Source organism: Leifsonia tongyongensis (assembly GCF_010686705.1).
Classification (GTDB): domain Bacteria; phylum Actinomycetota; class Actinomycetes; order Actinomycetales; family Microbacteriaceae; genus Diaminobutyricibacter; species Diaminobutyricibacter tongyongensis.
This window is the reverse complement of the sequence record NZ_JAAGWY010000001.1, coordinates 1,393,182-1,415,412: the sequence shown is the minus strand read 5'-3', so window position 1 is coordinate 1,415,412 and position 22,231 is coordinate 1,393,182. Positions and strand designations below refer to the sequence as shown.

The following is a 22,231-nucleotide window of genomic DNA, read 5'->3' as shown; positions in this document are numbered from 1 at the left end:
AGATACCGAGGTTTCGCTGAGAGTACTCGAAGCCTCTGCAGGGTGTTCCGCCCGTCACTCGTCAGCGCGCGGAGAGCTCCAGCAGCACGGCCTCGAGCTGGTCGACGGCCCAGTCCAGGTCGGCCGGGTCGACGACGATGGGCGGTGCGAGGCGGATGGTCGAACCGTGCGTGTCCTTGGCCAGCAGACCGCGCTCCATCAGCAGTTCGCAGACGTCGCGACCCGTGCCGAGCGCAGGGTCGATGTCGATGCCCGCCCAGAGGCCCGCACCGCGGACGGCGACGACGCCACGGCCGACGAGACGTTCGAGGCCGGCGTGGAGGCGCAACCCGAGCAGTCGCGCGCGTTCCTGCGGTTCGCCGGTGGCGAGCATCCCGACCACCGTGCGGCCGATGGCGGCAGCCAGCGGGTTGCCGCCGAACGTCGAGCCGTGCTCTCCCGGCCGCAGGACACCGAGGATGTTCTCGTCGCCGACCACCGCCGACACGGGGACGATACCGCCGCCGAGCGCTTTGCCGAGGAGGTACAGGTCGGGGACGACCCCGACGAGGTCGCAGGCGAACGTGGCACCGGTGCGTCCGAGACCGGACTGGATCTCATCCGCGATGAACAGGACGTTCCGCTCGGTGCAGACGGCGCGCACCGCAGGAAGGTAGTCGGCCGGTGGCACCAGGATGCCGGCCTCGCCCTGGATCGGTTCGATCAGCACCGCGACAGTGTCGTCGTCGATCGCATCGGCCAAGGCGACGGCATCGCCGTACGGCACGATGCGGAAGCCGGGCGCGAACGGGCCGAAATCGTTGCGGGCGTCCGGGTCGTCCGAGAAGCCGACGATCGTCGTGGTGCGCCCGTGGAAGTTGCCGGATGCGACGATGATGTTCGCCCGCCCATCCGGTACGCCCTTGACGCGGTACCCCCAGGCACGTGCGACCTTGATGGCCGACTCGACGGCTTCGGCGCCCGTGTTCATGGGCAGCACCATGTCTTTGCCGGCGAGGGCTGCGAGCGCCTCGACGAACGGCCCGAGCTGGTCGTTGTGGAAGGCGCGGCTCGTCAGCGTCAGGCGCTCGAGCTGCTCGCGCGCCGTTTCGAGCAGCTCCGGGTTGGAGTGGCCGAAGTTCACCGCCGAATACGCGGCAAGGCAGTCGAGGTAGCGGCGGCCGTCGAGGTCCGTCACCCACGCGCCCTCACCGGACGCGATCACGACCGGGAGCGGGTGGTAGTTGTGCGCGGTGTGCGCTTCCTCGCGCGCGATCGCCTCCGCCTGGTGTTCCGTGGGCGCCGGAGGCTCCATACGCTCCTGTATCGGGCCGGACTCCTGCGTCTGGCCGGACTCCTGCGTCTGCTCGGTCTCCTGCGTCCGGTTGCTGGTCATCGGTGGTCTCCGCTCAACGCCGCAACTCCAGGGTGCAGCATTTGACGCCGCCCCCGCCGAGCAGCAGCTCGGAGAGGTCGACGCCGATCGGGTTGTAGCCGTGCTCGCGAAGCTGCCGGTCGAAGTCCGCGGCACGCGATGCGATCACGACGTTGTAGCCGTCCGAGAACGAGTTGAGGCCCAACACCGAGGCGTCCTCTTCGGTGACGATGATCGCGTTCGGGTAGCGATCATGCAGGGCTTTCACACTCGTTTCGTCGAACGCACTCGGCAGGTAGGCGATGTGCTCCTGGCCGGGAGTTCCGTCGAGCACCGCGACTGCGGTGTCCAGGTGATAGAAGCTGGGGTTCACCAGGTTGAGGGTGAGCACCTCGCGACCGTAGATGCGGCCGAGCTCCTCGTGGCTGTCGGTGTGGCTGCGGAACCCGGTTCCCGCGAGGATCGTGTCGCCGACGAGCAGGAAGTCGCCCTCGCCCTCGTTGATGTTCTGCGGCTCCGCGACGTCGAAGCCGTGGTCGTGGAACCAGCGCATGTAGGCCGGGCCTTCGGGTTGCCGCTCGGGATAGGTGAAGCTCGCGCCGTAGGCGACGTTGTCGATGACGAAGCCGCCGTTCGCCGCGTAGACCATGTCGGGCAGCCCGTCGATCGGGTCGATCAGCTGCACGTCGTAGCCGAGGTCGAGGTAGGTCCGGTAGAGCTGTTCCCACTGGCGCACGGCCAGGCCGGTGTCGGTCGGCAGATGCGGGTCCATCCACGGGTTGATGCGGTAGACGACGGTGAAGAAGTCCGGCCGGCACATCAGGACGGAGCGGGTGACAGGGGTACGCACGGGCAGCGCCGTCCGGGCGACCATCGCGCCCGCCTGCTCATCCTCGGATGTGATCGACATGGGTCTAGTGTCACACGATGGGCGCCGCGGATTTCTGCGGATCCACGCACGAAATCACTGACTCGATGGGGTCGCGCGGAGATTTGTTGCGTGACCTGCTTGCGACGTGCACGATCGGAGCGGAGTCATCAGGGCCCGAATGGCCGGACGCAACAATTCGCCGCAAAAAGCGGTCCTCGCGCAACGATCGACCATAGGATTTGCCCGTGGACAACCTCGATCGCAGCATCCTCGACCTGCTCCGCCAGAACGCGCGTGCCGGCTACGGCGACATCGGTTCGGTGGTGGGGCTCTCCGCCTCGGCCGTGAAGCGACGCGTCGACCGGCTCGTCGCCGACGGGGTGATCCGCGGCTTCACGATCCAGGTCGACCCCACGATCGACGGGATGAGCACCGAGGCCTACGTCGAGTTGTTCTGCCGGGGCACCGTCGCGCCCGACGAACTGCTGCGCATCCTCTCGGCGGTGCCGGAGGTGGTGGATGCGGGAACCGTGACGGGCAGCGCCGACGCGATCGTGCACATCCGATCCCGCGACATCCCGAGCCTGGAGGCCGCACTCGAGAAAGTGCGGCTCGCGCCCAACGTCGACCACACCCGGAGCGCGATCGTCCTATCGCGGCTCATCCACCGCTCGCACGACTGACGCCCTTCTCCGATCCCCGTCGGTGGCGGGGCGCATCATGGGATGGACGAAGGAGAGAACATGTCACTGACAGCAGAAGCCAGCGTGCACGTCGATGCAGACCGCGAGGCGGTCTGGCGCGCCCTCACCGACCCTGGGCTCATCGCCCAGTACCTCTTCGGCACCCAGGTCGAGACGGACTGGGCCGTCGGCAGCCCGATCACCTACAGCGGCGTCTGGGAGGGCAAGCCCTACCAGGACAAGGGCACCATCCTCGTGTTCGACGAGCCGAACACGATCGTGTCGACGTTCTTCAGCGCGTTACGCGGCAAGCCGGACATCCCGGAGAACTACCAGAACGTGACCTACCGGATCGACGACGCAGTGGACGGCGGCGTGACGGTGACGGTCATCCAGGACGGCAACGCCGACGAGGCCGAAGCCGCCCACTCGGCCCGCAACTGGACCATGGTCCTCGAAGGCCTCCGCGGCGTCGTCGAGCGCTGAGCCCGCGCCGCTGATGCGCGGCGCGGGTCAGCGCAGCGTGAGGATGAGGAACGAGCCGATGCCGGCGATCAGGCAGTAGATCGCGAACGGAGTCAGCGTGCGCGTGCGGAAATAGCGGTCGAGGAAGCCCACCGAGAGAAGGGCGGCGACGAAACTGGCCGCGCTGCCCGCAAGCACTTGTCCCGTGATCCCGGCGCCGAGCGGTCCGGCCAGGTCGGGGATCTTCAGCACGCCGGCCGCGAGGATGACCGGCGTGGCCAGCAGGAATGAGAAACGCGCAGCCTCGCGGTGGCTGAGTCCGGCGGCCATCCCGCTGACCATCGCGACACCCGAACGACTGATGCCGGCTGCGAGCGCCAGGATCTGCGAAGACCCGATGGCGATGCCGCGGCCGAATTTCATCCGCGAGACGCGTGCATCCGCCACCGTGTCGGACGCGTCGAAGTCGGCATTCGCCTCGGCGCTCTCAGCGGCCGCCACCACGATGCCTTCGCGCCTCACCTGCCGTCGCCGCAGCCATTCGCCGAAGAACAGGATGAGCCCGTTGATGGCGAGGAAGATGGCAGCCGGTTCCGGCTGGCCGAGCAGGGTGCGGAAAAGGTGTTCGAGCAGGAGACCGGCGATCCCGACGGGGATGGTGGCGAGGATGATCAGCCAGGCGAGCCGCTCCGGGCCGGTCTGCACGCGCCGGTACCGGATGGAGCTGAAGAACCCGCCGATGATGCGCACCCAGTCGCGCCAGAAGAACACGAGGAGCGCCAGTGCGGTCGCGACGTGGAGGCCCACGATGAACGCCAGGTAGGGCGACTCGGGCGCCGAGACGTTGAGGTCTTTCGCCCAGGTTCCGCCGATGAGGGCCGGGATGATCACCGAATGGCCGAGGCTCGAGATCGGGAAGAGTTCGGTGATGCCCTGGATCGCACCCATGACGATCGCTTCGGGATACGAGAGTTGGCTCATGGAGTCGAACCTAGCGGGCTGATCGCTAAGAAGCCGCCAAGAATGCGGAGCCCACTGCTACGTGAGGGCGGCCGGCCGCACCTTCACCGGCGCGAGCCAGGAGATCAGGAGTACCGCGGTGATCGTGCCGGCGGAGATCAGGGAGGCCAGCACGACGATCTGGAACCGCCCCGCCTCCAGCGGCGAGACGCCACCGAAGATCGCGCCGACGAACGCACCCGGCAGGGTGACGAGCCCGGTCGTCTTCGTCTGGTCCGTCGACGGGATGAGCGCTGAATAGACGGCACGCCTGGTGAACTCATGCGTCGACTGCCGGGGGGTCGCGCCGAGCGCAAGCCAGCCTTCGACCTCATCCCAGTGCTCGTTCACGCTCTCGCTGAAGCGGCGGCCCGCGAGCGTGGCGATCGTCATCGAATTGCCGATGACGATGCCGCCGATCGCGAGCGCGTAGCGAGCCGACAGCTGGATGGCACCCGTCGCGAAGACGATCGCGAGTGTGAGCACGATGCCCGCCGCCATCGACGCCGTCACCATCCAGAGGTGCTGCGGCGTCGGGCCGAGGCGCCGTGAGACGGTGAGCACGGCGACCGAGAACATCACCAGCAGAGCGAGCGTCACCCACACCGGATCCTGGATCACCCCGGTGAGAATGATGCTGATGATCGCGAGCTGCAACCCACCGCGCAGCACGGCGAGCGCTGGGGAGAACGGATGCGGCGCGCGGTAGAACCAGAGGACGGCTGTCGCCAGAACGATCAGAATGCCGACCCCCAGAAGGCTGGGAAAAAGGTCGGAAGGCCAGGTCATGGTTCGAGGGTACAGACCACGACAAGCAACCCGTGGCAGCATGAACCCATGAAGCTCCTCGTGGTGGAAGACGATCCAGAGATGGGCAAGCTCGTCGAACGCGGGCTCGCCGCAGAAGGTTACGACGTCACGCTCGTCACAAACGGCATCGATGCGCTCATCGCCATCGGCAAGTCGACGTTCGCGGCAGCGGCGATCGACGTGATGCTGCCCGGGATGAGCGGGTTCGAACTGTGCCGGCACATCCGCGAGGCCGAGAATCCCGTCCCGATCCTGCTCCTGACCGCGCGCGACGCGATCGAGGACAGGGTGCACGGCCTCGACTCCGGCGCCGACGACTACCTGACCAAGCCGTTCGCGTTCGCGGAACTGGCCGCGCGCATCCGGGCTCTCCTCCGTCGCGAGCCGACCGGCTCGCGACCCCACGTCACCGTCGGCCGGCTCACCATCGACTCGCATGAGCACCGCGCCCTCGTCGCCGGGCACGAGATGCCGCTCAGCCGCCGCGAATTCACCCTGCTGCGCCTGTTCGCGACCAACCCGGACAAGCTGCTGTCGCGCACGGAGATCCTCGAAACCGTCTGGGGCGGCACCGAGAACATCGGGCAGAACGTCATCGACCAGTACGTGTCGTACCTGCGCAAGAAACTCGACATGGCGGGCGCCGGACTCTCGATCGTCACCGAACGCGGTCGCGGCTACCGGCTCGACGCCAAACACGCTGTGAATTCTGAGACATCCCGCCCGTGAACGGGCTGCGCCGCCTGTCGATCACCGCCCGCATCACGATCGGGAGCCTCCTCATCGCGACGCTCTTCGGCCTGGTCGCGGTCGCGGTGGTGCGCATCGGAGTCGCGACGATCCTGCACAACGCGACCGTCACGCTGCTGATGAACGACATCGCGCCGTACGTGACCGAGTTGGAGACGAACCCCGCGGGCAAGCTCGACGCACCGGTCGGCGGCCAGGAGATCGCCGTCGTCGCCCCTGACGGTCAGGTGGTGCAGTCGACGCTGCCGCGCAGGCTCGAGGCGCGCATCCAGCACCTGGAGACCTTCGGCACCGAAGCCGCGTCGGTCAGCGCAGGCGGCCAGCAGTACATCGTGCTCAAGCACAACGTGGAGACGTCGGCGGGAACCTACGTGGTGATCGCCGCGCGCAACACGGAGACAACCGACCTCATCCTCGACCGCCTCACCGTCGCGATGCTCGTCGGCGCCGGGATCGCCATCGTGGTGTTCGGCGCAGCGTCGTGGCTGCTGGCGCGCGCTGCGCTGCGCCCGGTGAGCCGGATGCGCGAAGAGGCCGAGGCCATCGCCGACGTGTCATCCACCGGCCTCCTGGCCGTCGGTCCGGCCAACGACGAACTCGCGGCACTCGCCACGACGCTCAACGATCTGCTCCGCCGGCTGCGCGCATCCGCCGATCGGGAGAAGCAGATGGTGTCGGATGCGAGCCACGAGCTGCGCACGCCCCTCGCGGTGCTGCGCGGTCAGCTCGAACTCGCCGAACTCGACGCCGGCGACGCGGATGCGCTTCTCGCCGACATCCGCGACTCCCACTCCACAGCGGTGCGGCTCGGCCAGCTCGCGGCCAACCTGCTTGAACTGTCGCGGATCGATGCCGGCGCCACTCAGGGCCAGGCGGACTGGCGGGAGCTCACCTCCGAACTGGCTGAGGCCATCGACCGGGCGCGCGCCGTCAGCGGCGACGACGCCGACCTGTCCATCGACTTCGACTATCGGCCGCGCAGCCGGGACGGCGGCGGCGCGACGGTCGCCCTTTCGCGAACCGAATTCGGTCGGGTCGTCGACAACCTGCTGAGCAACGCCATCACCGCGCTGGAAGGGTCCGGGGAGATCGGGGTTGAACTCGTTGCCGTAGCCGGACGGGTGACCCTGACAGTTCAGGATTCGGGTCCGGGGATGCCGGAAGACTTCATCCCGATCGCGCTGACCCGGTTCACGCGCGCCGAAGGCCCCCGCTCGGCGCTCGCAGGCGGCGGGCTGGGCCTTGCGATCGTGGCGGCACTCGTCCGGTCGGCCGGTGGCAGCATTGTGCTGGCCAACGCGAGCGCGGGAGGATTGCTGGCAACGGTGGTGCTTCCCGCCACCACGACCGAGGGAGCGCCTGCATGACATTCCGGATCGACGACGAGTCCGGGGTGCCACCGTTCGAGCAGGTGAAACACCAGGTCATCGAGAAAATGCGTTCGGGTGAGCTGCCGGCGGGCGCGAAACTGCCCACCGTGCGGCATCTCGCGGACGAGCTGGGACTCGCCGCCAACACGGTCGCGCGCGCTTACCGCGAGCTCGAGCAGGCCGAGGTCATCGAGACCCGCGGGCGCAACGGATCGTACATCGCAGCGAGCGGCGACGGGACTACGCGCCAGGTGCAACTCGCGGCGGCGGCCTTCGCGGACACGGTGCGGGAGCTCGACGCGGACCCGGAGCTGGCGCTCGATCTCGCGGCCGCGGCGCTGCGCGTCGCGCGGTAGCCGCGCCCGCTGCACTCTCCCTGGGCGTCTTGCCGCACTCGCCCTGCTGCGTCTCGCCGCACTCGTTTGCGGCAAGCGCACTCGTTTGCGGCAAGCGCACTCGTACAACGACGTGCGCTCAGAAAGAACACGTGCGGCTGGGAGCGTCGCCGAGCCCGAGCGCGGCCGCGACCGCACCAACCGCATCCTGCCGCACTCGTTTGCGGCAAGCGCACTCGTACAACGACGTGCGCTCAGAAAGAACACGTGCGGCTGGGAGCGTCGCCGAGCGGGAGCGTGCCGCTAGTGGCCGCCGCGGTCGGAGTCGACCCCGGCGTCGGGACCGTCGGAGAGCGAGTCGATGACGGCGCGATCGTCGGCGTCGAGCGCGAAATCGAAGATGTCCATGTTCTCGGCCATCCGTGAGGGGTTGCGCGACTTCGGGATCGCGACGAGCCCGAGCTCGATGTGCCAGCGCAGCACGACCTGCCCGGGGGTCTTGCCATGTTTCGCCGCGATGCTCGCGAGTTCGGGTGCGTCCAGAAGATCGGTGCCGGGACCGAGCGGACTCCACGACTCGGTGACGATGCCGTGTTCCGCGTCGTACGCACGCTGCGCCGGACGGGTCACTTTCGGGTTGAGCTGGATCTGGTTGACCGCTGGCACGATGTCGGTTTCGGCGAGCAGGCGGTCGAGATGCGCCGGCTTGAAGTTGGAGACGCCGATCGAGCGCGTTTTACCGGCGGCCAGCAGCTTCTCGTAGGTCTTCCACGTCGAGACGAACTGGTTGCGCGCCGGCAAAGGCCAATGGATGAGCAGCAGGTCGACGTAGTCGAGGCCGAGCCGCGCGAGCGAGCCGTCGAGTCCTTCGATGGCCCGGTCGTCGCCCTGGTAGGTCCCGTCGAGTTTGGTGGTGACGAACAGGTCTTCGCGGGGTAGGCCGCTGGCCCGGACACCGTCGCCGATGCCTGCTTCGTTGCCGTATTTCGCTGCGGTGTCGATGTGCCGGTAGCCCAGAGCGGTGGCTTCGACGATGGCGCGCGCCACTTCGGTATCGTCGAGTGGCCAGGTTCCCAGCCCCAGCTGGGGAATGGTGGTTCCGTTGTTGAGTTCGATGAGCGGAATGGTCACACTTTCAGGCTAGCGCGCCCCTCCGCTCAAATGACCCCTTGCGACAGCCGTGACGGGTTGCCGAACCGGTGTGCCGTGATCGAGATCGCCTGTTCATGGAGGAACGGGAGAAGCTCGACGCGGCCCGACGGGGTGACGGGGTGCGCATAGATCGCCGTGTCCGGCGTTCCCTTCAGCGCCGCGGCGAGCGCTTGCGCATCCCCTCCGATCAAGCGGATGCGGTGGGCGGCCACCTGCCCGCCCGCGACCCGCGCGAGCCACCGCTCATCATTTTCGACCACGACGGGAACGTCCCGCTCGCGCAGCACGCTCTGCAGCGGCTTCGGCAGGGCGATGGCCGTGCTGACGGAAAACCTCGAACGCGCGACGGTCGCGGCGGCCATGATCCTGAGCAAGGGGGCGAGCTCTTCGCCGTCGGAGAGCCGGATCGTCACCGGGACCGGCCGGTAGCGGAAGAGGTTGCGTTCCACTCCGAGGGCGGACACGTCTTTGGTCTGCAGGTATTCGGTGCCGGCAGCGATCGCGTCACTGAGCGCCGAACGTCGAACGAGGTCGAACGCGGCGTAGTCCATCGCCGCCTGGCCCGATTCGATGAGCCGGGAGACCTGGGGGTCCAGTCCGCGCAGGTGCAGGCTCGCGCTGGAGGTTCCCGTCTCGGGTTCCCATGAACCGAGTCCGATGAGGTAGTTCGGGCCGCCGGCCTTGGTTCCGGCGCCGACGGAGGATCGCTTCCAGCCACCGAACGGCTGACGCCGCACGATTGCTCCAGTGATCCCGCGGTTGACGTAGAGATTGCCCGCCTCGACCGTGTCGAGCCAGTGCGCGAGCTCTCCGGAGTCGAGGGAGTGGAGCCCCGCCGTCAGCCCGTATTCGATCGCGTTCTGGAAACGGATCGCCTCGTCGAGGTTGCGGGCGGTCATGATGCCGAGGACCGGGCCGAAGAATTCGGTGAGGTGGAAGTACGAGCCCGGTTGCACACCCGTTCGGATGCCGGGCGACCACAGGCGGCCGGTGTCGTCGAGCTGGCGCGGTTGAACGAGCCATTCCTCCGAACCGCCGAGGGTTGTCAGCGCGTGCAACAGCTTTCCCTGGGGCGGCTCGATCAGCGGGCCCATCTGGCTGGTGGGGTCTTCGGGGTAGCCGACCCGCATGCTCACCGTCGCGTCGACGAGCTGGTGGCGGAACCGCTCCGACTTGGCGACCGAGCCGACGAGGATGACGAGGCTGGCGGCCGAGCATTTCTGCCCAGCGTGCCCGAACGCGCTCTTCACGATGTCGGACACTGCAAGGTCGTAGTCGGCGTTCGGGGTGACGATGATCGCGTTCTTGCCGCTCGTCTCGGCGAGCAGCGGAAGGTCGGGACGCCAGGAGCGGAACAGCTTCGCCGTCTCGTATGCCCCGGTGAGGATCACCCGGTCGACACGCGGGTCGGAGACGAGCTGCCGCCCGAGATCGTTCTCGGCGACGTCGACGAGGACGAGCAGGTCACGCGGGATTCCCGCCTCCCACAGCGCCTCGACCATGACGGCGCCGGACCGCTTCGCCTGGTGTGCCGGCTTGATGATCACTCCGCTGCCCGCCGCGAGCGCAGACAGCACCGAGCCCGCAGGGATCGCGACCGGAAAGTTCCACGGCGGAGTGACGACGGTCAGCTTCGACGGAACGAACCGGGCACCCTGGATGCTGTCGAGCTCGCGCGCTCGCGCCGCGTAGTAGTGGGCGAAGTCGACGGCCTCGCTGACCTCCGGGTCGGCTTCGGCGATCGTCTTGCCCGTCTCGGCTGCCATCACTTCGATCAGCCGATCGCGGTTGGCCGCCAGCGCGAGCCCTGCTCGATCGAGGATCGCGGCCCGATCGAAGCCGCTGAGCTGCCCCCAGGCCTCACCCGTGACCTGTACGCGAGAGATGACCGTGTCGAGCACCTGAGCGTCGGTCACTGCAGCGGCAGCGACGGTGTCGACACCGAGTTGCGACCCCGGCACCCGGGCGAGGATCTTCTTGCCCCAGGCGCGGTTCGCTCCGAGCGACGGGTCGGTGTCCGCTGCGTTGTGGAAGTCGACCGGCGCGTCCGGGACGGCCGCGGTCATCGGCTCGGCGGGGGCGTCCACGACGTCCTCCTCCAGTTCGAGCAGCTCTCCGTCCGACCCCCGGCTCAGCCCGAGGACGACACTCGTGAGCCGCTCTTCCGGAGGCGATGGCACGGAGGCGACCGCAGGCAGCGTGAAGGCCTCGGCCCCGGCGTCTTCCCATTCACGGGCGCGGTCCTGCTTGCGGTTCGGGAGCGGAGCGTAGCCGTGGGGGTTCGGGTCGGCCGCGAGTTCGGCGACCGATGCGAGGAAACGCTGCTTCTCGCGCTCGAACAGCGCAGGGTTCGAATCGAGTTCGAACACGGCCGACATGAAGTTCTCCTGGCTGGCGTTCTCTTCGAGCCGGCGGATGAGATACGAGATGGCGACGTCGAACTCGGCCGGGTTCACCACGGGTGTGTAGAGGAGCAGGGTGCCGACGGTGCGTTTCACGGCTTCCGCCTGAGCTGTCGCCATGCCGAGCAGCATCTCGAAGTCGATGCGGTCCTCGACCCCGCGCTGCTGCGCCAGGAGCCAGGCGTAGGCGACGTCGAACAGGTTGTGCCCGGCGACACCGATCTTCACCGCGTGCGTGTGCTCGGCCGTGAGCGCCCAGTCGAGCACTCGCTTGTAGTTGGTGTCGGTCGCCTGCTTGGTCGCATAGGTCGCCAGCGACCAGCCGTGGATGGCTGCGTCGACGCGCTCCATCGCCAGGTTCGCGCCCTTGACCACCCGGACCTTGATGGGCGCTCCACCACCGGCACGGCGATTCATCGCCCATTCGGTGAGCCCCTGGAGCGCATCCAGCGCATCGGGCAGGTAGGCCTGGAGCACGATTCCCGCCTCGAGGTTCGCGAGTCTCGGCTGGTTCAGGATGCCCGTGAAGACCGCGATCGTGAGATCGAGGTCGCGGTACTCCTCCATGTCGAGGTTGATGAACTTCGGCTTCGGCGACGATGCGGCGAGCTCGTACAGGGGCGTGAGTCGTGCGATCACCCGTTCGACGGTCTCATCGAACGACCACATGGACAGCTGCGAGGCGATGGACGACACCTTGATCGATACGTAGTCGACATCGTCGCGCGCGAGCAGCGCGCGCGTTCCCTCGAGGCGACGCGCTGCCTCCTGTTCGCCGAGCACGGCCTCACCGAGCAGGTTGAGGTTGAGGCGGGCGCCATGGCCCTGCGGATCACTGGGCGCACGGAGGTGGGCGATGGCCGGCCCCAGCTTCTCCGGTGTCGCATCCACGACGAGGTGGCCGACCATCGCACGGAGGACGCGGCGGGCTATCGGGATCACGACCCACGGCAGAACCGGCCCGAAAACACCGCCGAGCCAGATCGCCAGCCGCATGTACCACGGCAGGAAGGCCGGGATCTTCCTGGCGACGCGCTGCAGGTTGTAGCCGGCCACGAACAGGTCTTGCGGGCGCGCAACGCCGTCGACGAAACCGACCGCGAAGTCGAGCCCGTTCGGGTCTTTGAGCACCCCGGCGAGTCGCTCTGCTGCCGGGTCCTGCGCCGGCTTGCGGCCACCGACGTCGGCGGGCGCGCTTTCGGCCAGCCACTTCTGCACGAGCGCCACCGCGTCCTGTGCGAGGTCGGCCGGGCGCGTTCCTGGTTCGTCCGTCTGATTCGCCATGCTCACGACTGTATTCCTCGCTGTTGAGTGGTTGCTGTCGCGCGACCGATCTGTCAGGAACCGCCCGCTGTGGATAACAGTGTGCGCGTAATCTTTCATTAGAAAAAGCGAATGTTTACGAACAATATTGTTCACATTCACTGAAGTATCCGAGAGGAACCGACGACGATGCTCGACGTACGCAAACTCCGCCTCTTGCGCGAACTCGCCATCCGCGGCACCATTGCCGGGGTCGCCGAGGCCCTCTCGTTCAGCCCGTCCTCCGTCTCCCAGCAGCTGTCCGCGCTCGAGCGCGAAGCCGGGGTGACGTTGCTGCGCAAGGTGGGCCGCCGTGTGCAGCTCACTCCCCAGGCCGAGCTTCTCGCCGCGCGGACAGCCGACCTCCTCGACCTGCTCGAGCAGGCCGAATCCGAGCTCGACGCCTCCCTCGACACTGTCACCGGGGTGGTCAGGATCGCCGTCTTCCAGTCGGCCGCGCACGCTATCGTGCCGGGTGCGCTGAGCATCCTCGCCGCCGAATACCCCGATCTCCGCGTCGAAGTCACCGAGCGGGAACCGGAACGGGGCCTGTTCGAAGTGTCCGCCCGCGACTTCGACCTCGTCATCGCCGAACAGTATCCCGGCAGCACGCGGGGTCTCCGCGCCGACCTCGACCGCGTCGACCTGGTGACCGACGCCATCCACCTCGCCGTTCCTCCCGTTCCTCCCGCTCCTCCCACTCCTCCCATTCCTCCCGTTCCTCCCCGCGCATCCGGCCGCGCTACCGTCCGCGAGCTCCGCGACGCTGCGGAGCTGCCATGGGTGATGGAGCCCGAGGGCACGGCGGCCCGCACCTGGGCGGTGCAGCTCTGTCGCTCCGCGGGCTTCGAGCCGGATGTGCGTTTCGAGACCGCGGACCTGATCGCGCACATCCGCCTGATCCGGTCCGGGAACGCGGTCGGACTCCTGCCCGACCTCGTCTGGGCGGGGGACGCACCGTCGGTCGCGCTCGTGGAGCTCCCCGGCTCGCCGCGACGCACCATCTTCACGTCGTCGCGCCGGTCGTCTGCCGCACGTCCCGGCGTTCTCGCCTGCCGGGACGCGCTCACCCGCGCCGCCCAGGATGCAACGCGGCCTAGGCTCGGATCATGAGCGACCCCTCAGCCACGAGACCGACGACGACGGACCAGCCGCCCGCAGAGCCGCCCGCAGAGCCGACCCACGACGTCGTGATCGTCGGAGGCGGCCACAACGGGCTGACCGCCGCCGCCTACCTCGCCCAGGCCGGGCTGAGCGTCATCGTGCTCGAGCGCCTCGATTCGGTCGGGGGCGCCGCCGTGAGCGCGCAGGCCTTCGAGGGTGTCGACGCGTGGCTTTCGCGCTACTCCTACCTGGTCAGCCTCCTCCCCCAGCGCATCATCGACGAGCTCGGACTGCGCATCGGGCTCGCCCGACGGCGCTACTCCTCTTACACTCCGGTGCCAGGCGACCCGGATGGCGCCGGTCTCCTCATTGACACCACGGACGAGAACGCAACGGCCGCATCCTTCGCCCGGATCGAAGCGGACGGCGACGCGGATGCGTTCACCCGCTTCTACGAGGACACCGCGCGCGTCGCCCGCGCGCTCTGGCCGACGGTCACCGAACCGCTGCTCACCCGCAGCGAGGCGCGCACGCTCGTCGGCGACGACGACCTGTGGGATGCCCTGATCGAGCGCCCCATCGGCGAGCTGATCACCTCCCGGCTCGGGAACGATCTCGTGCGTGGCGTCGCGGTGACGGATGCACTGATCGGCACCTTCGCGAGTGCGGACGACCCCGGGCTGGCGCAGAACCGGTGCTTCCTCTACCACGTGATCGGCGGCGGGACCGGCGACTGGGATGTCCCGATCGGCGGCATGGGAACGGTCACCTCCGAGCTCGCCCGGGTCGCACGCGACTCGGGCGCGCGCATCGTGACGCGAGCCGAGGTCACGTCCATCGACCCCGACGGCACGGTGCGTTACCGGCGCAAGAAGCATGAACGCCGCGTGATCGGCCGGTTCGTTCTCGCCAATGTGGCGCCCGAGGTCCTCGACGGGCTGCTGGGGTCGGCCTCGCATCCCGAGGGGGCGCCGGGGCCGGCAGCGCATCCGGAGGGAGCGCAGGTGAAGGTGAACCTGCTCCTGAAGCGGCTGCCGAACCTGCGCGACGCATCCGTCGACCCTGCCGCCGCCTTCGGCGGCACCTTCCATGTCAACGAGACCTACACACAGCTCGAATCCGCATACGCCGGCGCGGTGCGTGGGGTCATGCCCGAGCTGATCCCGTGCGAGATCTACTGTCACTCGCTCACCGATCCGAGCATCCTGGATGCCGACCTCGCCGCCACCGGCGCCCAGACTCTCACGGTGTTCGGCCTGCACACCCCCGATCGGTGGCTGAACGAGGAGAACAACGACGCGACACGCGAGCGCCTCCAGCAGGCCGTGCTGGCCTCCTTGAACTCGGTGCTCGCCGAGCCGATCGAGGACCTGCTGCTGACCGATGCCGACGGGCGCCCGTGTATCGAGACGAAGACGACGCTGGACCTGCAGCACGCCCTCAACATGCCCGGCGGCAACATCTTCCACGGCCCGCTCTCGTGGCCGTTCGCCGAAGACGGGGATCCGCTGGTGACCCCGGCTCAGCGCTGGGGCGTCGCGACGCGGCACGAGCGCATACTGCTCTGCGGCGCGGGCGCGCGCCGGGGTGGAGGGGTCAGCGGACTCGGCGGCCACAACGCGGCGATGGCCGTCCTCGAGAGCTGAGTCGGCACGCATCCGGCCGTGTCCCCGCCCGTTCGGGACAAGCCGGCCCGCATCCAGCCGTGTCCCCGCCCGTTCGGGACAAGCCGGCCCGCATCCAGCCGTGTCCCCGCCCGTTCGGGACAAGCCGGCCCGCTCGAGGTGGCGGGCACGCCCCGTCCTGGCGGGCAAGCGCTCGGGGCGCGCACCAGAGTGCGCTGCGCCCCCGTCAGAAGGCGAAGAGCTGGCCGAGCACGATGACGAGGATGAGGAACACCGCGACGACGCCCGCCAGGATGCCGACCGTGCGGTTCGACAGCTTCGCGATACCGAATCCGACGATGAACGGCAGTGCCGCGCACATGATCGCGATGATCCACCAGAAGGCCTGGTAGCCGCCCTGCGACGCCGACTCGAGCCGGCCGCCGAACAGGTTCTGGGTGGCGGGATGCGTAGCGAAGGCGACCGACGCGGACAGCGGGTACGCGATCAGCACGGCCACGATGAGGCCCGCGAAGAACCCCCACAACCCCCTGTGCCCGCCCTCGATGTCGAGTCCGCGCTCCTCCTGCTTCGGTCCCTGCCTGCTCTTCGTGCTCATGGGCACAGCCTAGCGACGGACCCCACGCCCACCGCTAGTGGGAGTTTTGGATGCACGCGCTGGGATTCTTCGAAGGATCCCCCGATTCGCCCTGCCGTTTCCGGAGCGACGTGGCTACTCTGAAAGCTAGCGGGAGGTGCAGATGATGCCACAGCCGACTGGTCGACTCGTTCGCAAGGACGACGGGGTCTTCGTTGTTCTCGACCGGATCTTCAAAGCCCCGATCGAGGACGTCTGGTCCTGGTTCAGCAGATCGCCGCGGCTCGCCGAATGGGTGGGCGAATACAAGGGGCTCCCCTCGACGGGCGCGCTCAAGTTCCGGATGAACGCCGAAGGCGACGGCGCCGAGTGGGGTGATGTCAGCATCCTCGAGTGCGATGCGCCGCATCGTTTCGCCGCCGATGTCGGACCTGCGGGCGCGTCGTTCCGCGTGTTCTGGCACCTGAAGGAGGCGAGTTCGCACACAACCCTGACGTTCGGCCAGCGGCTGCGCTCGCTGAAGGACGAAGCTCCGAGCATGGGCGTCGGCTGGGACTACTACCTCGACCGGCTGCTTGCGGCTCGCGCCGGCAAGCCCATGCCCGACTGGAACGACTACTACCCTGACATGCTCGACCACTACGAGACCCTGTGCCGGGAGCTGGACCAGGACATCCGCCGTGAGCAGGTGGCTCTGCACGCGGTGAACCAGCGCGCGGCCGGCGACTGAGTTCGCGGTCCGAGCCGGCGGTCCCGGTCGGAGGTCGCATCCGCACGCGCTCCTTCTGAGCGCACGCCATTGTACGAGTGCGCTCGCGCCGAATGCGTGCGCTCGCGCCGAACGAGTGCGCTCGCGCCCAACGAGTGCGGTCGCGCCCAACGAGTGCGCTCGCGCCGAACGAGTGCGGCGCGCGCTCAGTGGTTACGGTGGTCCTGGATGGTCATCCGCGGCCCGTGGCGCTCGTCGCGATGCCCGCTCGCAAGGATCAGCCGGATGACCCGCTGCCGCTGCCCCGCCCACGGCTCGAGGAGTTCGAGCATCCCGTCGTCGTCGACCCGGCGGCCGATGAGTGCCGAGCCGACATAGTGCGCGAGGTGGTAGTCGCCGACGCTCACCGCATCCGGATCGCCGTGCGAACGCTGCAACGTCTCCGCCGCGGTCCACACTCCGACACCGAGCACCGTGCGCAGCCGCGCGGCGGCTTCGGCCAGCGAGGCGGCGGATGCGGTGGCCCGCTCGAGCGAGTCCGCCACGGTCGCCGATTCGACGACCGCACGCGAACGCCGAGGGTCGACGCCCGCCTTATGCCACTCCCACGACGGAATGCGGCGCCAGGTCACCGGTGACGGGACAACGCGCATCCCCTCCGGGGCCGGCCCGGGCGCCGGTTCGCCGAACCTGCGCACGAGGCGGGCCCAGGAGCGGTACGCCTCCACGCTCGTGACCTTCTGCTCGACGATCGCGGGAGCGAGCGCCTCGAACACCCTGCGGGTGCGGGTCAGGCGGATGCCCGGGTTGCGACGCCTGCTCTCACGCAGCAGCGGCGATGCGCTCACGTCGAGAGCCGACCAGTCGTCGTCGCCGCCGAGAAGCTGCGGCACGCCGGCGATCGCCCAGTCCGCACCGGGACCCCAGGCGGTCGCCCGGAAGCCGTCGGAGGTCGCCTCCACCCGAAGGGTGACGGGGCCGTCGGGGGTGCGGAACGTCCGCCACAGCCCACGCGCATCCCACACAGTCGTCGGGTCGTACGGGCCGCGGCCGAGGGGGCCGAGCGTGTGCCGCAGGTCGACCGGTTCGGAGGGTCGGTAGACGGTCGTCACCGGCTGCGATTCCGGTCGCCCCCCGGGTTCAGTGGGGATGCTCGCCGGCGCGGTCGCCGTGGTGACGGGAGCGGCCTCGGCGAGTGGAACCATGCTGGAATCGTACGTCAGCGTCCCGGGAAAACCGGGGGCGCGTCCGGGGCGGCGGTCGAGTGGGCGCGAATGTGCCCGTTCCGGTCGAGCGTGCCTGGTGTGCCGGGAACGCTCGACCGGAACGGACACATTAAGCGGTCTGGGATCAGTCGGCCCAGACGCTGGGAGCTTCGGCGCGCGTCGACGGGAGTGCGGCATCCGCGCCCCACTCGATGAGCCACTCGGGGACCTGTGAGTCCCGGGGCGCCGGGCCGACCGCCTCGAGGAGTTCGTCGATGCCGACGACGCCGCCGCTCTTCTTCAGGAAACGGCCGCGGATGAACGCCTGGGTGTAGATCTCACCGTCGACGGTGAACCGCTGCTCGACATAGACCGCATTGTCGTCGAACCCGAGCAGACGCGACTCGACGACGAACGGCTGCCACAGTTCCAGGGACTTGCGGAACGAGATCGTCTCCGACGCCACCACCGGGTACCAGCCGAGCTTCTTGAAGATCGCCCACACCCCGTTGCGGGTGAGCAGGTCGAACCGGCCGATGTCGGCGATCGACAGGTACACACCGTTGTTCATGTGGTTGAGGATGTCGAGGTCCGTGGGGAGGACGCGGAACTTCGTGTACGCCACGTCGAAGTGTCCGAGCCGCGGGCCGAAACGCGAAATGACGAAGTGAAGCATCGTCCGGAAGATCATGTGCACCGCGTCATGCTACCCATCAGCCAACGGATGCTCATCTCGGCTGTCGAAACTCTCCAACGCGGTGCCGCGTCCCCGGCCGCGCGCTTGTACCCGCTGCACGCCCCACCGCGCACGAAAGTCACCGATCGCGCCGAGATGACCCGACCTAACGGCGACACTCGGCCGGACGGGTGACTCTCGGCGAGCCGTGCGGCAACCTACGACAGGTGCCGCTCGGGCTGGCCGGTGTACTGCGAGAGGGGCCGGATCAGCGAGTTCGACGAGTACTGCTCCATGATGTGGGCGGTCCACCCCGCGATCCGCGCTGCCGCGAAGAGCGGCGTGAACGTCTCGGTGTCGAAACCCATCAGGTTGTAGGCGGGCCCCGAGGGGTAGTCGAGATTGGGTTTGATGCCTTTGCGCTCATCCATCGCCGTTTCGAGCGCCGTGTAGAGCTCCAGCATCTCGGGCCGGTCGTAGTGGTCGACCAGCACTTCGAGCGCCGCCCGCATGGTGGGAACGCGGGAGTCGCCGTGCTTGTAGACGCGGTGGCCGAAACCCATGATCTTGCGCTTCGCGGCCAGGGATTCGTCGAGCCAGGCCGCCGCGCGGTCGGCCGAACCGATCTCGTCGAACGCGTGCATCACGGCCTCGTTCGCGCCGCCGTGCAGCGGCCCCTTCAGCGCACCGATCGCGCCGGTCACAGCCGAGTAGATATCGCTCAGCGTGGATGCGATCACTCGGGCGGTGAACGTGGATGCGTTGAACGAGTGCTCCGCGTACAGCACGAGCGAGACGCGGAACGCGTCGACGACCACCTCATCCGGGACCTCGCCGAACGTCATGTAGAGGAAGTTCTCCGAATAGTTGAGGTCGTCGCGCGGCTCGATCAGGGCGAGCCCGCGACGCCGGCGCTGCTCGTACGCGACGATCGTCGGCAGTTGTGCGAGCAGGTACACGGCGCGGCTGTCGTTCAGTTCGGGGTTCAGGATGCCCCCCGGCTGCAGGAGGGTGGCATCGAAGGCGCCGAGCTGGCTGACCGCGGTGCGGACCGCATCCATCGGATGCGCGGTGAGCGGGATGTCGTCGATGATCCTCAGCGTGCGCACGTCGAGGCCGCGCAGCGAACGCTCGAGCGCCTCGAACGCGACCAGCTCATCCGCGCTCGGAAGGTCGCCGTGCAACAGCAGGTAGGCGACCTCCTCGTAGGAGCAGCGCGCGGCGAGCTCCTGCACCGGGTAGCCCCGGTAGAGCAGGGAGTTCGTCTCGGGGTTGACGCTCGAGATCGTGGTCGTATCGACGACGACGCCCGCGAGTCCCTTGTGGATCTCTGGATCGGTCATGCTCTGCTCCCTTGCCCGAAACGCCTCGTCAGCGCGCAATGTCGAAGTTGTACACCGAAGTGTCGAACGTGTTGTAGCCCTCGTAGTCAATCAGGTCGTACAGGTCGGCGCGATGCTGCATTTCACCGAGTTTGGGCTCGAGGGTTCCTTCTGCGAGGAGCTGGTCGAGTCCGCGCTCGGCCGCACCCATCGCCAGGCGGAGGAGCGAGACCGGCCAGATCACGATGTTCACCCCGACGTCACGCAGCTGGTCCGTGGTGAAGAGCTCGCTCTTGCCGAATTCGGTCATGTTCGCGAGGATCGGCACGTCGATCGCGCGGCGCACCGCTTCGAATTCGGAGAGGTCGGCCAGGGCCTCGGGGAAGATCGCGTCGGCCCCCGCGTCGACGAGCGCCTTGGCCCGGTCGATAGCGGCCTCCAGGCCGTCGATCGCGCGAACGTCGGTCCGGGCCATGATCAGCAGGTTGGCATCGCGACGCGCGTCGGCGGCGGCCCGGATGCGCTTCAAGGCGGTGTTCTCATCCACCACCTGTTTGCCGTCGAGGTGACCGCAGCGTTTCGGGTTCACCTGGTCTTCGATGTGGAGGCCGGCGACGCCCGCATCCTCGAGAGTCTGCACGGTGCGGGCGACGTTCATCGGCTCGCCGAACCCGGTGTCGGCGTCGACGAGTGCGGGCAGGTCGGTCATCCGCGCGATCTGCGCAGACCTCCCCGCGACCTCGGTCAGCGTGGTGAGGCCGATATCCGGCAGACCGAGGTCGGCGCTCAGCACCGCGCCCGAGATGTAGACGCCCTCGAAACCCTTGCGTTCGATGAGGCGCGCGCTCAGAGGGTTGAACGCGCCCGGAAGCCGCAACAGCTCACCGGTCGCCAGCCGGGCACGGAATGCGGCACGCTTCTCGTGCGCGGGAACGGTCGAGTACAGCATCAGAAGAGTCCTCTCGGAGTGTGCACCGAGTCGAGCAGGCCCGGTTTCGCCGTGATCGTGAGCCCGCCGAGCTCGTCGGAGGCGAGCGACGGCAGACGCTCCGCGACGTCGAGGAACCGCTCGATCTCCGACGTCTCGAGGACGCCCTCGGCGAGCGTGCGGAACTTGTCGATGTAGTCGGCGCGGCCGAACGGACGGGCGCCGAGTGGGTGGGCATCCGCCACCGCGATCTCGTCGACGATGGTCGAGCCGTCGGTCAGCCGGATCTCCACGCGACCGCCGAATGCTTTCTTCGCGGGGTCGAGCGAGTGGTAGCGGAGCGTCCACTCGCGGTCTTCGGTGGTTGTGACCTTCTGCCAGAGGGCCACGGTGTCCGGCCGGGCCGCCCGCTCAGGTGCGTACGAGTCGACGTGGTGCCAGCCTCCGTCCTGCAGCGCGACCGTGAAGATGTACGGGATGGAGTGGTCGAGCGTCTCGCGCGACGCGGTCGGGTCGTACTTCTGGGGGTCGTTGGAGCCGGACCCGATCACATTGTGCGTGTGGTGCGACGTGTGGATGACGATGCTCTCGACATTGGCCGGGTCGGCCAGTTCCGGATGCGCATCGTGAAGCCGCCGCGCCAGGTCGATCAGCGCCTGCGCCTGGTACTCCGCGGAGTGCTCTTTCGTGTAACTGTCGAGGATCGCCTTCTTGGCCTCGCCCCGCTCGGGAAGCGGTACGTCGTAGGAGGCGTCGGGCCCGTCGAGGAGCCAGGCGATCACGCCGTCCTCGCCCTCGTAGATCGGGGTGGGGCTCGTCTCGCCCCGCATCGCCCGGTCGATCGCCTCGACCGCCATCTTCCCTGCGAACGCGGGCGCGTGCGCCTTCCAGGTGGAGATCTCGCCCTTGCGTGACTGACGGGTGGCCGTCGTCGTGTGGAGCGCCTGGCCGACCGCCTGGAAGATCGTCTCGGCCGGCAGGCCCAGCAACGTGCCGATGCCGGCCGCGGCGCTGGGGCCCAGGTGGGCGACGTGGTCGATCTTGTGCGCGTGCAGGCTGATCGCCGTCGCGAGATCGATCTGGATCTCGTAGCCGGTCGCGATGCCGCGGATGAGGTCGCGGCCGGTCAGCCCGAACCGAGCGGCCGCATGCTGCGCGACCGCCGTGATCGGGGGGATGTTGTCGCCCGGGTGCGAATACTCCGCCGCGAGGAAGGTGTCGTGGTAGTCGAGCTCGCGCACCGCGACCCCGTTCGCCCAGGCCGCCCATTCCGGCGAGACCCGCACCGTCGCGGGCTCTCCGAAGACGGTGGAGCCGCGCTGCAGCGCCGCCGCAGGATCCGTCAGCTCGGCCAGCTCCTCCAGCGGGAGCTTGTGCGCGAGCGCCTGCGACCGGGCCGACACGACAGGTCGGCGGGTGAGCGATGCGGCGGCGACGGCCGCGTTGTCGATGACGCGGTTGACGACCATGTCGGCCACGTCATCCGTCACCTCCACCGGGTCGGTCGCGACCTGGGCGATCGCCCAGGCCAGCTGCCCTTCGCGGGGCAGGTTCTCTTCACTGGTGTGGACACGAACGTTGTGGAGCTTCAC

The 22,231-nt window shown here is 68.4% G+C and carries 20 protein-coding genes; 8 read left to right on the top strand and 12 right to left on the bottom strand.

Features of this window, described 5'->3' with window-relative positions; all coding sequences use genetic code 11:
- Positions 1 to 61: 61 nt before the first annotated feature.
- Both rocD and ddaH read right to left on the bottom strand, forming a co-directional pair.
- The gene (gene rocD / locus G3T36_RS06855; RefSeq protein WP_163289128.1) at positions 62 to 1,294 is read right to left on the bottom strand and encodes an ornithine--oxo-acid transaminase; all 1,233 of its coding nucleotides are present in this window, start codon (positions 1,292 to 1,294) and stop codon (positions 62 to 64) included.
- Positions 1,295 to 1,388: 94 nt separating this feature from the next.
- Complete coding sequence (ddaH, locus tag G3T36_RS06850) at positions 1,389 to 2,228, bottom strand: dimethylargininase (RefSeq protein WP_163289127.1); 840 nt, start codon at positions 2,226 to 2,228, stop codon at positions 1,389 to 1,391.
- 242 nt (positions 2,229 to 2,470) lie between these two features.
- Here ddaH and G3T36_RS06845 point away from each other — a divergent pair, with 242 nt between their 5' ends.
- Together G3T36_RS06845 and G3T36_RS06840 are read left to right on the top strand one after the other, a co-directional pair.
- Positions 2,471 to 2,908, top strand: a complete 438-nt coding sequence (locus tag G3T36_RS06845) for an AsnC family transcriptional regulator (RefSeq protein ID WP_163288783.1) — start codon at positions 2,471 to 2,473, stop codon at positions 2,906 to 2,908.
- A 60-nt stretch (positions 2,909 to 2,968) separates the two neighbouring features.
- Complete coding sequence (locus tag G3T36_RS06840) at positions 2,969 to 3,394, top strand: SRPBCC family protein (protein WP_163288782.1); 426 nt, start codon at positions 2,969 to 2,971, stop codon at positions 3,392 to 3,394.
- A gap of 27 nt (positions 3,395 to 3,421) precedes the next feature.
- Here G3T36_RS06840 and G3T36_RS06835 read toward each other — a convergent pair whose 3' ends face one another.
- Both G3T36_RS06835 and G3T36_RS06830 read right to left on the bottom strand, forming a co-directional pair.
- The gene (locus G3T36_RS06835) at positions 3,422 to 4,354 is read right to left on the bottom strand and encodes an undecaprenyl-diphosphate phosphatase (protein WP_163288781.1); all 933 of its coding nucleotides are present in this window, start codon (positions 4,352 to 4,354) and stop codon (positions 3,422 to 3,424) included.
- A gap of 57 nt (positions 4,355 to 4,411) precedes the next feature.
- Positions 4,412 to 5,161: an ABC transporter permease gene (locus G3T36_RS06830; protein WP_163288780.1), complete on the bottom strand. Its 750-nt coding sequence runs from the start codon at positions 5,159 to 5,161 to the stop codon at positions 4,412 to 4,414.
- A gap of 48 nt (positions 5,162 to 5,209) precedes the next feature.
- On the opposite strand from G3T36_RS06830, the gene G3T36_RS06825 reads away from it, so the two are divergent.
- From G3T36_RS06825 to G3T36_RS06815, 3 genes are read left to right on the top strand one after another with little or no spacing between them, the layout of a single operon-like run.
- Positions 5,210 to 5,911 carry a response regulator transcription factor gene (locus G3T36_RS06825; RefSeq protein ID WP_163288779.1) on the top strand — a complete coding sequence of 234 codons (702 nt, stop codon included), beginning with the start codon at positions 5,210 to 5,212 and terminating at the stop codon, positions 5,909 to 5,911.
- Positions 5,908 to 7,299 carry an ATP-binding protein gene (locus G3T36_RS06820; RefSeq protein ID WP_163288778.1) on the top strand — a complete coding sequence of 464 codons (1,392 nt, stop codon included), beginning with the start codon at positions 5,908 to 5,910 and terminating at the stop codon, positions 7,297 to 7,299. Before G3T36_RS06825 ends, G3T36_RS06820 begins: the two co-directional genes overlap by 4 nt.
- Complete coding sequence (locus G3T36_RS06815) at positions 7,296 to 7,658, top strand: GntR family transcriptional regulator (protein WP_163288777.1); 363 nt, start codon at positions 7,296 to 7,298, stop codon at positions 7,656 to 7,658. The genes G3T36_RS06820 and G3T36_RS06815 overlap by 4 nt, the downstream gene beginning before the upstream one ends.
- Positions 7,659 to 7,940: 282 nt before the next feature.
- On the opposite strand, the gene G3T36_RS06810 is transcribed toward G3T36_RS06815, so the two are convergent.
- Positions 7,941 to 8,768 carry an aldo/keto reductase gene (locus G3T36_RS06810; protein WP_163288776.1) on the bottom strand — a complete coding sequence of 276 codons (828 nt, stop codon included), beginning with the start codon at positions 8,766 to 8,768 and terminating at the stop codon, positions 7,941 to 7,943.
- 26 nt (positions 8,769 to 8,794) lie between these two features.
- Positions 8,795 to 12,475, bottom strand: coding sequence for a proline dehydrogenase family protein (locus G3T36_RS06805; RefSeq protein WP_163288775.1), 3,681 nt, complete (start codon positions 12,473 to 12,475; stop codon positions 8,795 to 8,797).
- A 168-nt stretch (positions 12,476 to 12,643) separates the two neighbouring features.
- On the opposite strand from G3T36_RS06805, the gene G3T36_RS06800 reads away from it, so the two are divergent.
- Both G3T36_RS06800 and G3T36_RS06795 read left to right on the top strand, forming a co-directional pair.
- Positions 12,644 to 13,606: a LysR family transcriptional regulator gene (locus G3T36_RS06800; protein WP_163288774.1), complete on the top strand. Its 963-nt coding sequence runs from the start codon at positions 12,644 to 12,646 to the stop codon at positions 13,604 to 13,606.
- Positions 13,603 to 15,243: a phytoene desaturase family protein gene (locus G3T36_RS06795; RefSeq protein WP_163288773.1), complete on the top strand. Its 1,641-nt coding sequence runs from the start codon at positions 13,603 to 13,605 to the stop codon at positions 15,241 to 15,243. Before G3T36_RS06800 ends, G3T36_RS06795 begins: the two co-directional genes overlap by 4 nt.
- Positions 15,244 to 15,448: 205 nt before the next feature.
- Here G3T36_RS06795 and G3T36_RS06790 read toward each other — a convergent pair whose 3' ends face one another.
- Positions 15,449 to 15,820 carry a hypothetical protein gene (locus G3T36_RS06790; protein ID WP_163288772.1) on the bottom strand — a complete coding sequence of 124 codons (372 nt, stop codon included), beginning with the start codon at positions 15,818 to 15,820 and terminating at the stop codon, positions 15,449 to 15,451.
- 145 nt (positions 15,821 to 15,965) lie between these two features.
- Between G3T36_RS06790 and G3T36_RS06785 the strand changes: the two genes are divergently transcribed.
- Positions 15,966 to 16,529 (top strand): SRPBCC domain-containing protein, encoded by a 564-nt coding sequence (locus G3T36_RS06785; protein WP_240148259.1) that lies wholly within the window; start codon positions 15,966 to 15,968, stop codon positions 16,527 to 16,529.
- A 185-nt stretch (positions 16,530 to 16,714) separates the two neighbouring features.
- Here G3T36_RS06785 and G3T36_RS06780 read toward each other — a convergent pair whose 3' ends face one another.
- The 5 genes from G3T36_RS06780 to G3T36_RS06760 all read right to left on the bottom strand — a co-directional run bounded on the left by G3T36_RS06780 (position 16,715) and on the right by G3T36_RS06760 (position 22,231).
- On the bottom strand, positions 16,715 to 17,713 hold the full coding sequence (locus G3T36_RS06780) for a DNA-3-methyladenine glycosylase family protein (protein ID WP_193570876.1): 999 nt from the start codon (positions 17,711 to 17,713) through the stop codon (positions 16,715 to 16,717).
- 145 nt (positions 17,714 to 17,858) lie between these two features.
- Positions 17,859 to 18,404: a thioesterase family protein gene (locus G3T36_RS06775; RefSeq protein WP_163289125.1), complete on the bottom strand. Its 546-nt coding sequence runs from the start codon at positions 18,402 to 18,404 to the stop codon at positions 17,859 to 17,861.
- Between the two features lie 203 nt (positions 18,405 to 18,607).
- On the bottom strand, positions 18,608 to 19,732 hold the full coding sequence (locus tag G3T36_RS06770) for a bifunctional 2-methylcitrate synthase/citrate synthase (protein WP_163288770.1): 1,125 nt from the start codon (positions 19,730 to 19,732) through the stop codon (positions 18,608 to 18,610).
- A gap of 28 nt (positions 19,733 to 19,760) precedes the next feature.
- Positions 19,761 to 20,660, bottom strand: a complete 900-nt coding sequence (gene prpB, locus G3T36_RS06765; RefSeq protein WP_163288769.1) for a methylisocitrate lyase — start codon at positions 20,658 to 20,660, stop codon at positions 19,761 to 19,763.
- Positions 20,660 to 22,231, bottom strand: a complete 1,572-nt coding sequence (locus G3T36_RS06760) for an MmgE/PrpD family protein (protein WP_163288768.1) — start codon at positions 22,229 to 22,231, stop codon at positions 20,660 to 20,662. The genes prpB and G3T36_RS06760 overlap by 1 nt, the downstream gene beginning before the upstream one ends.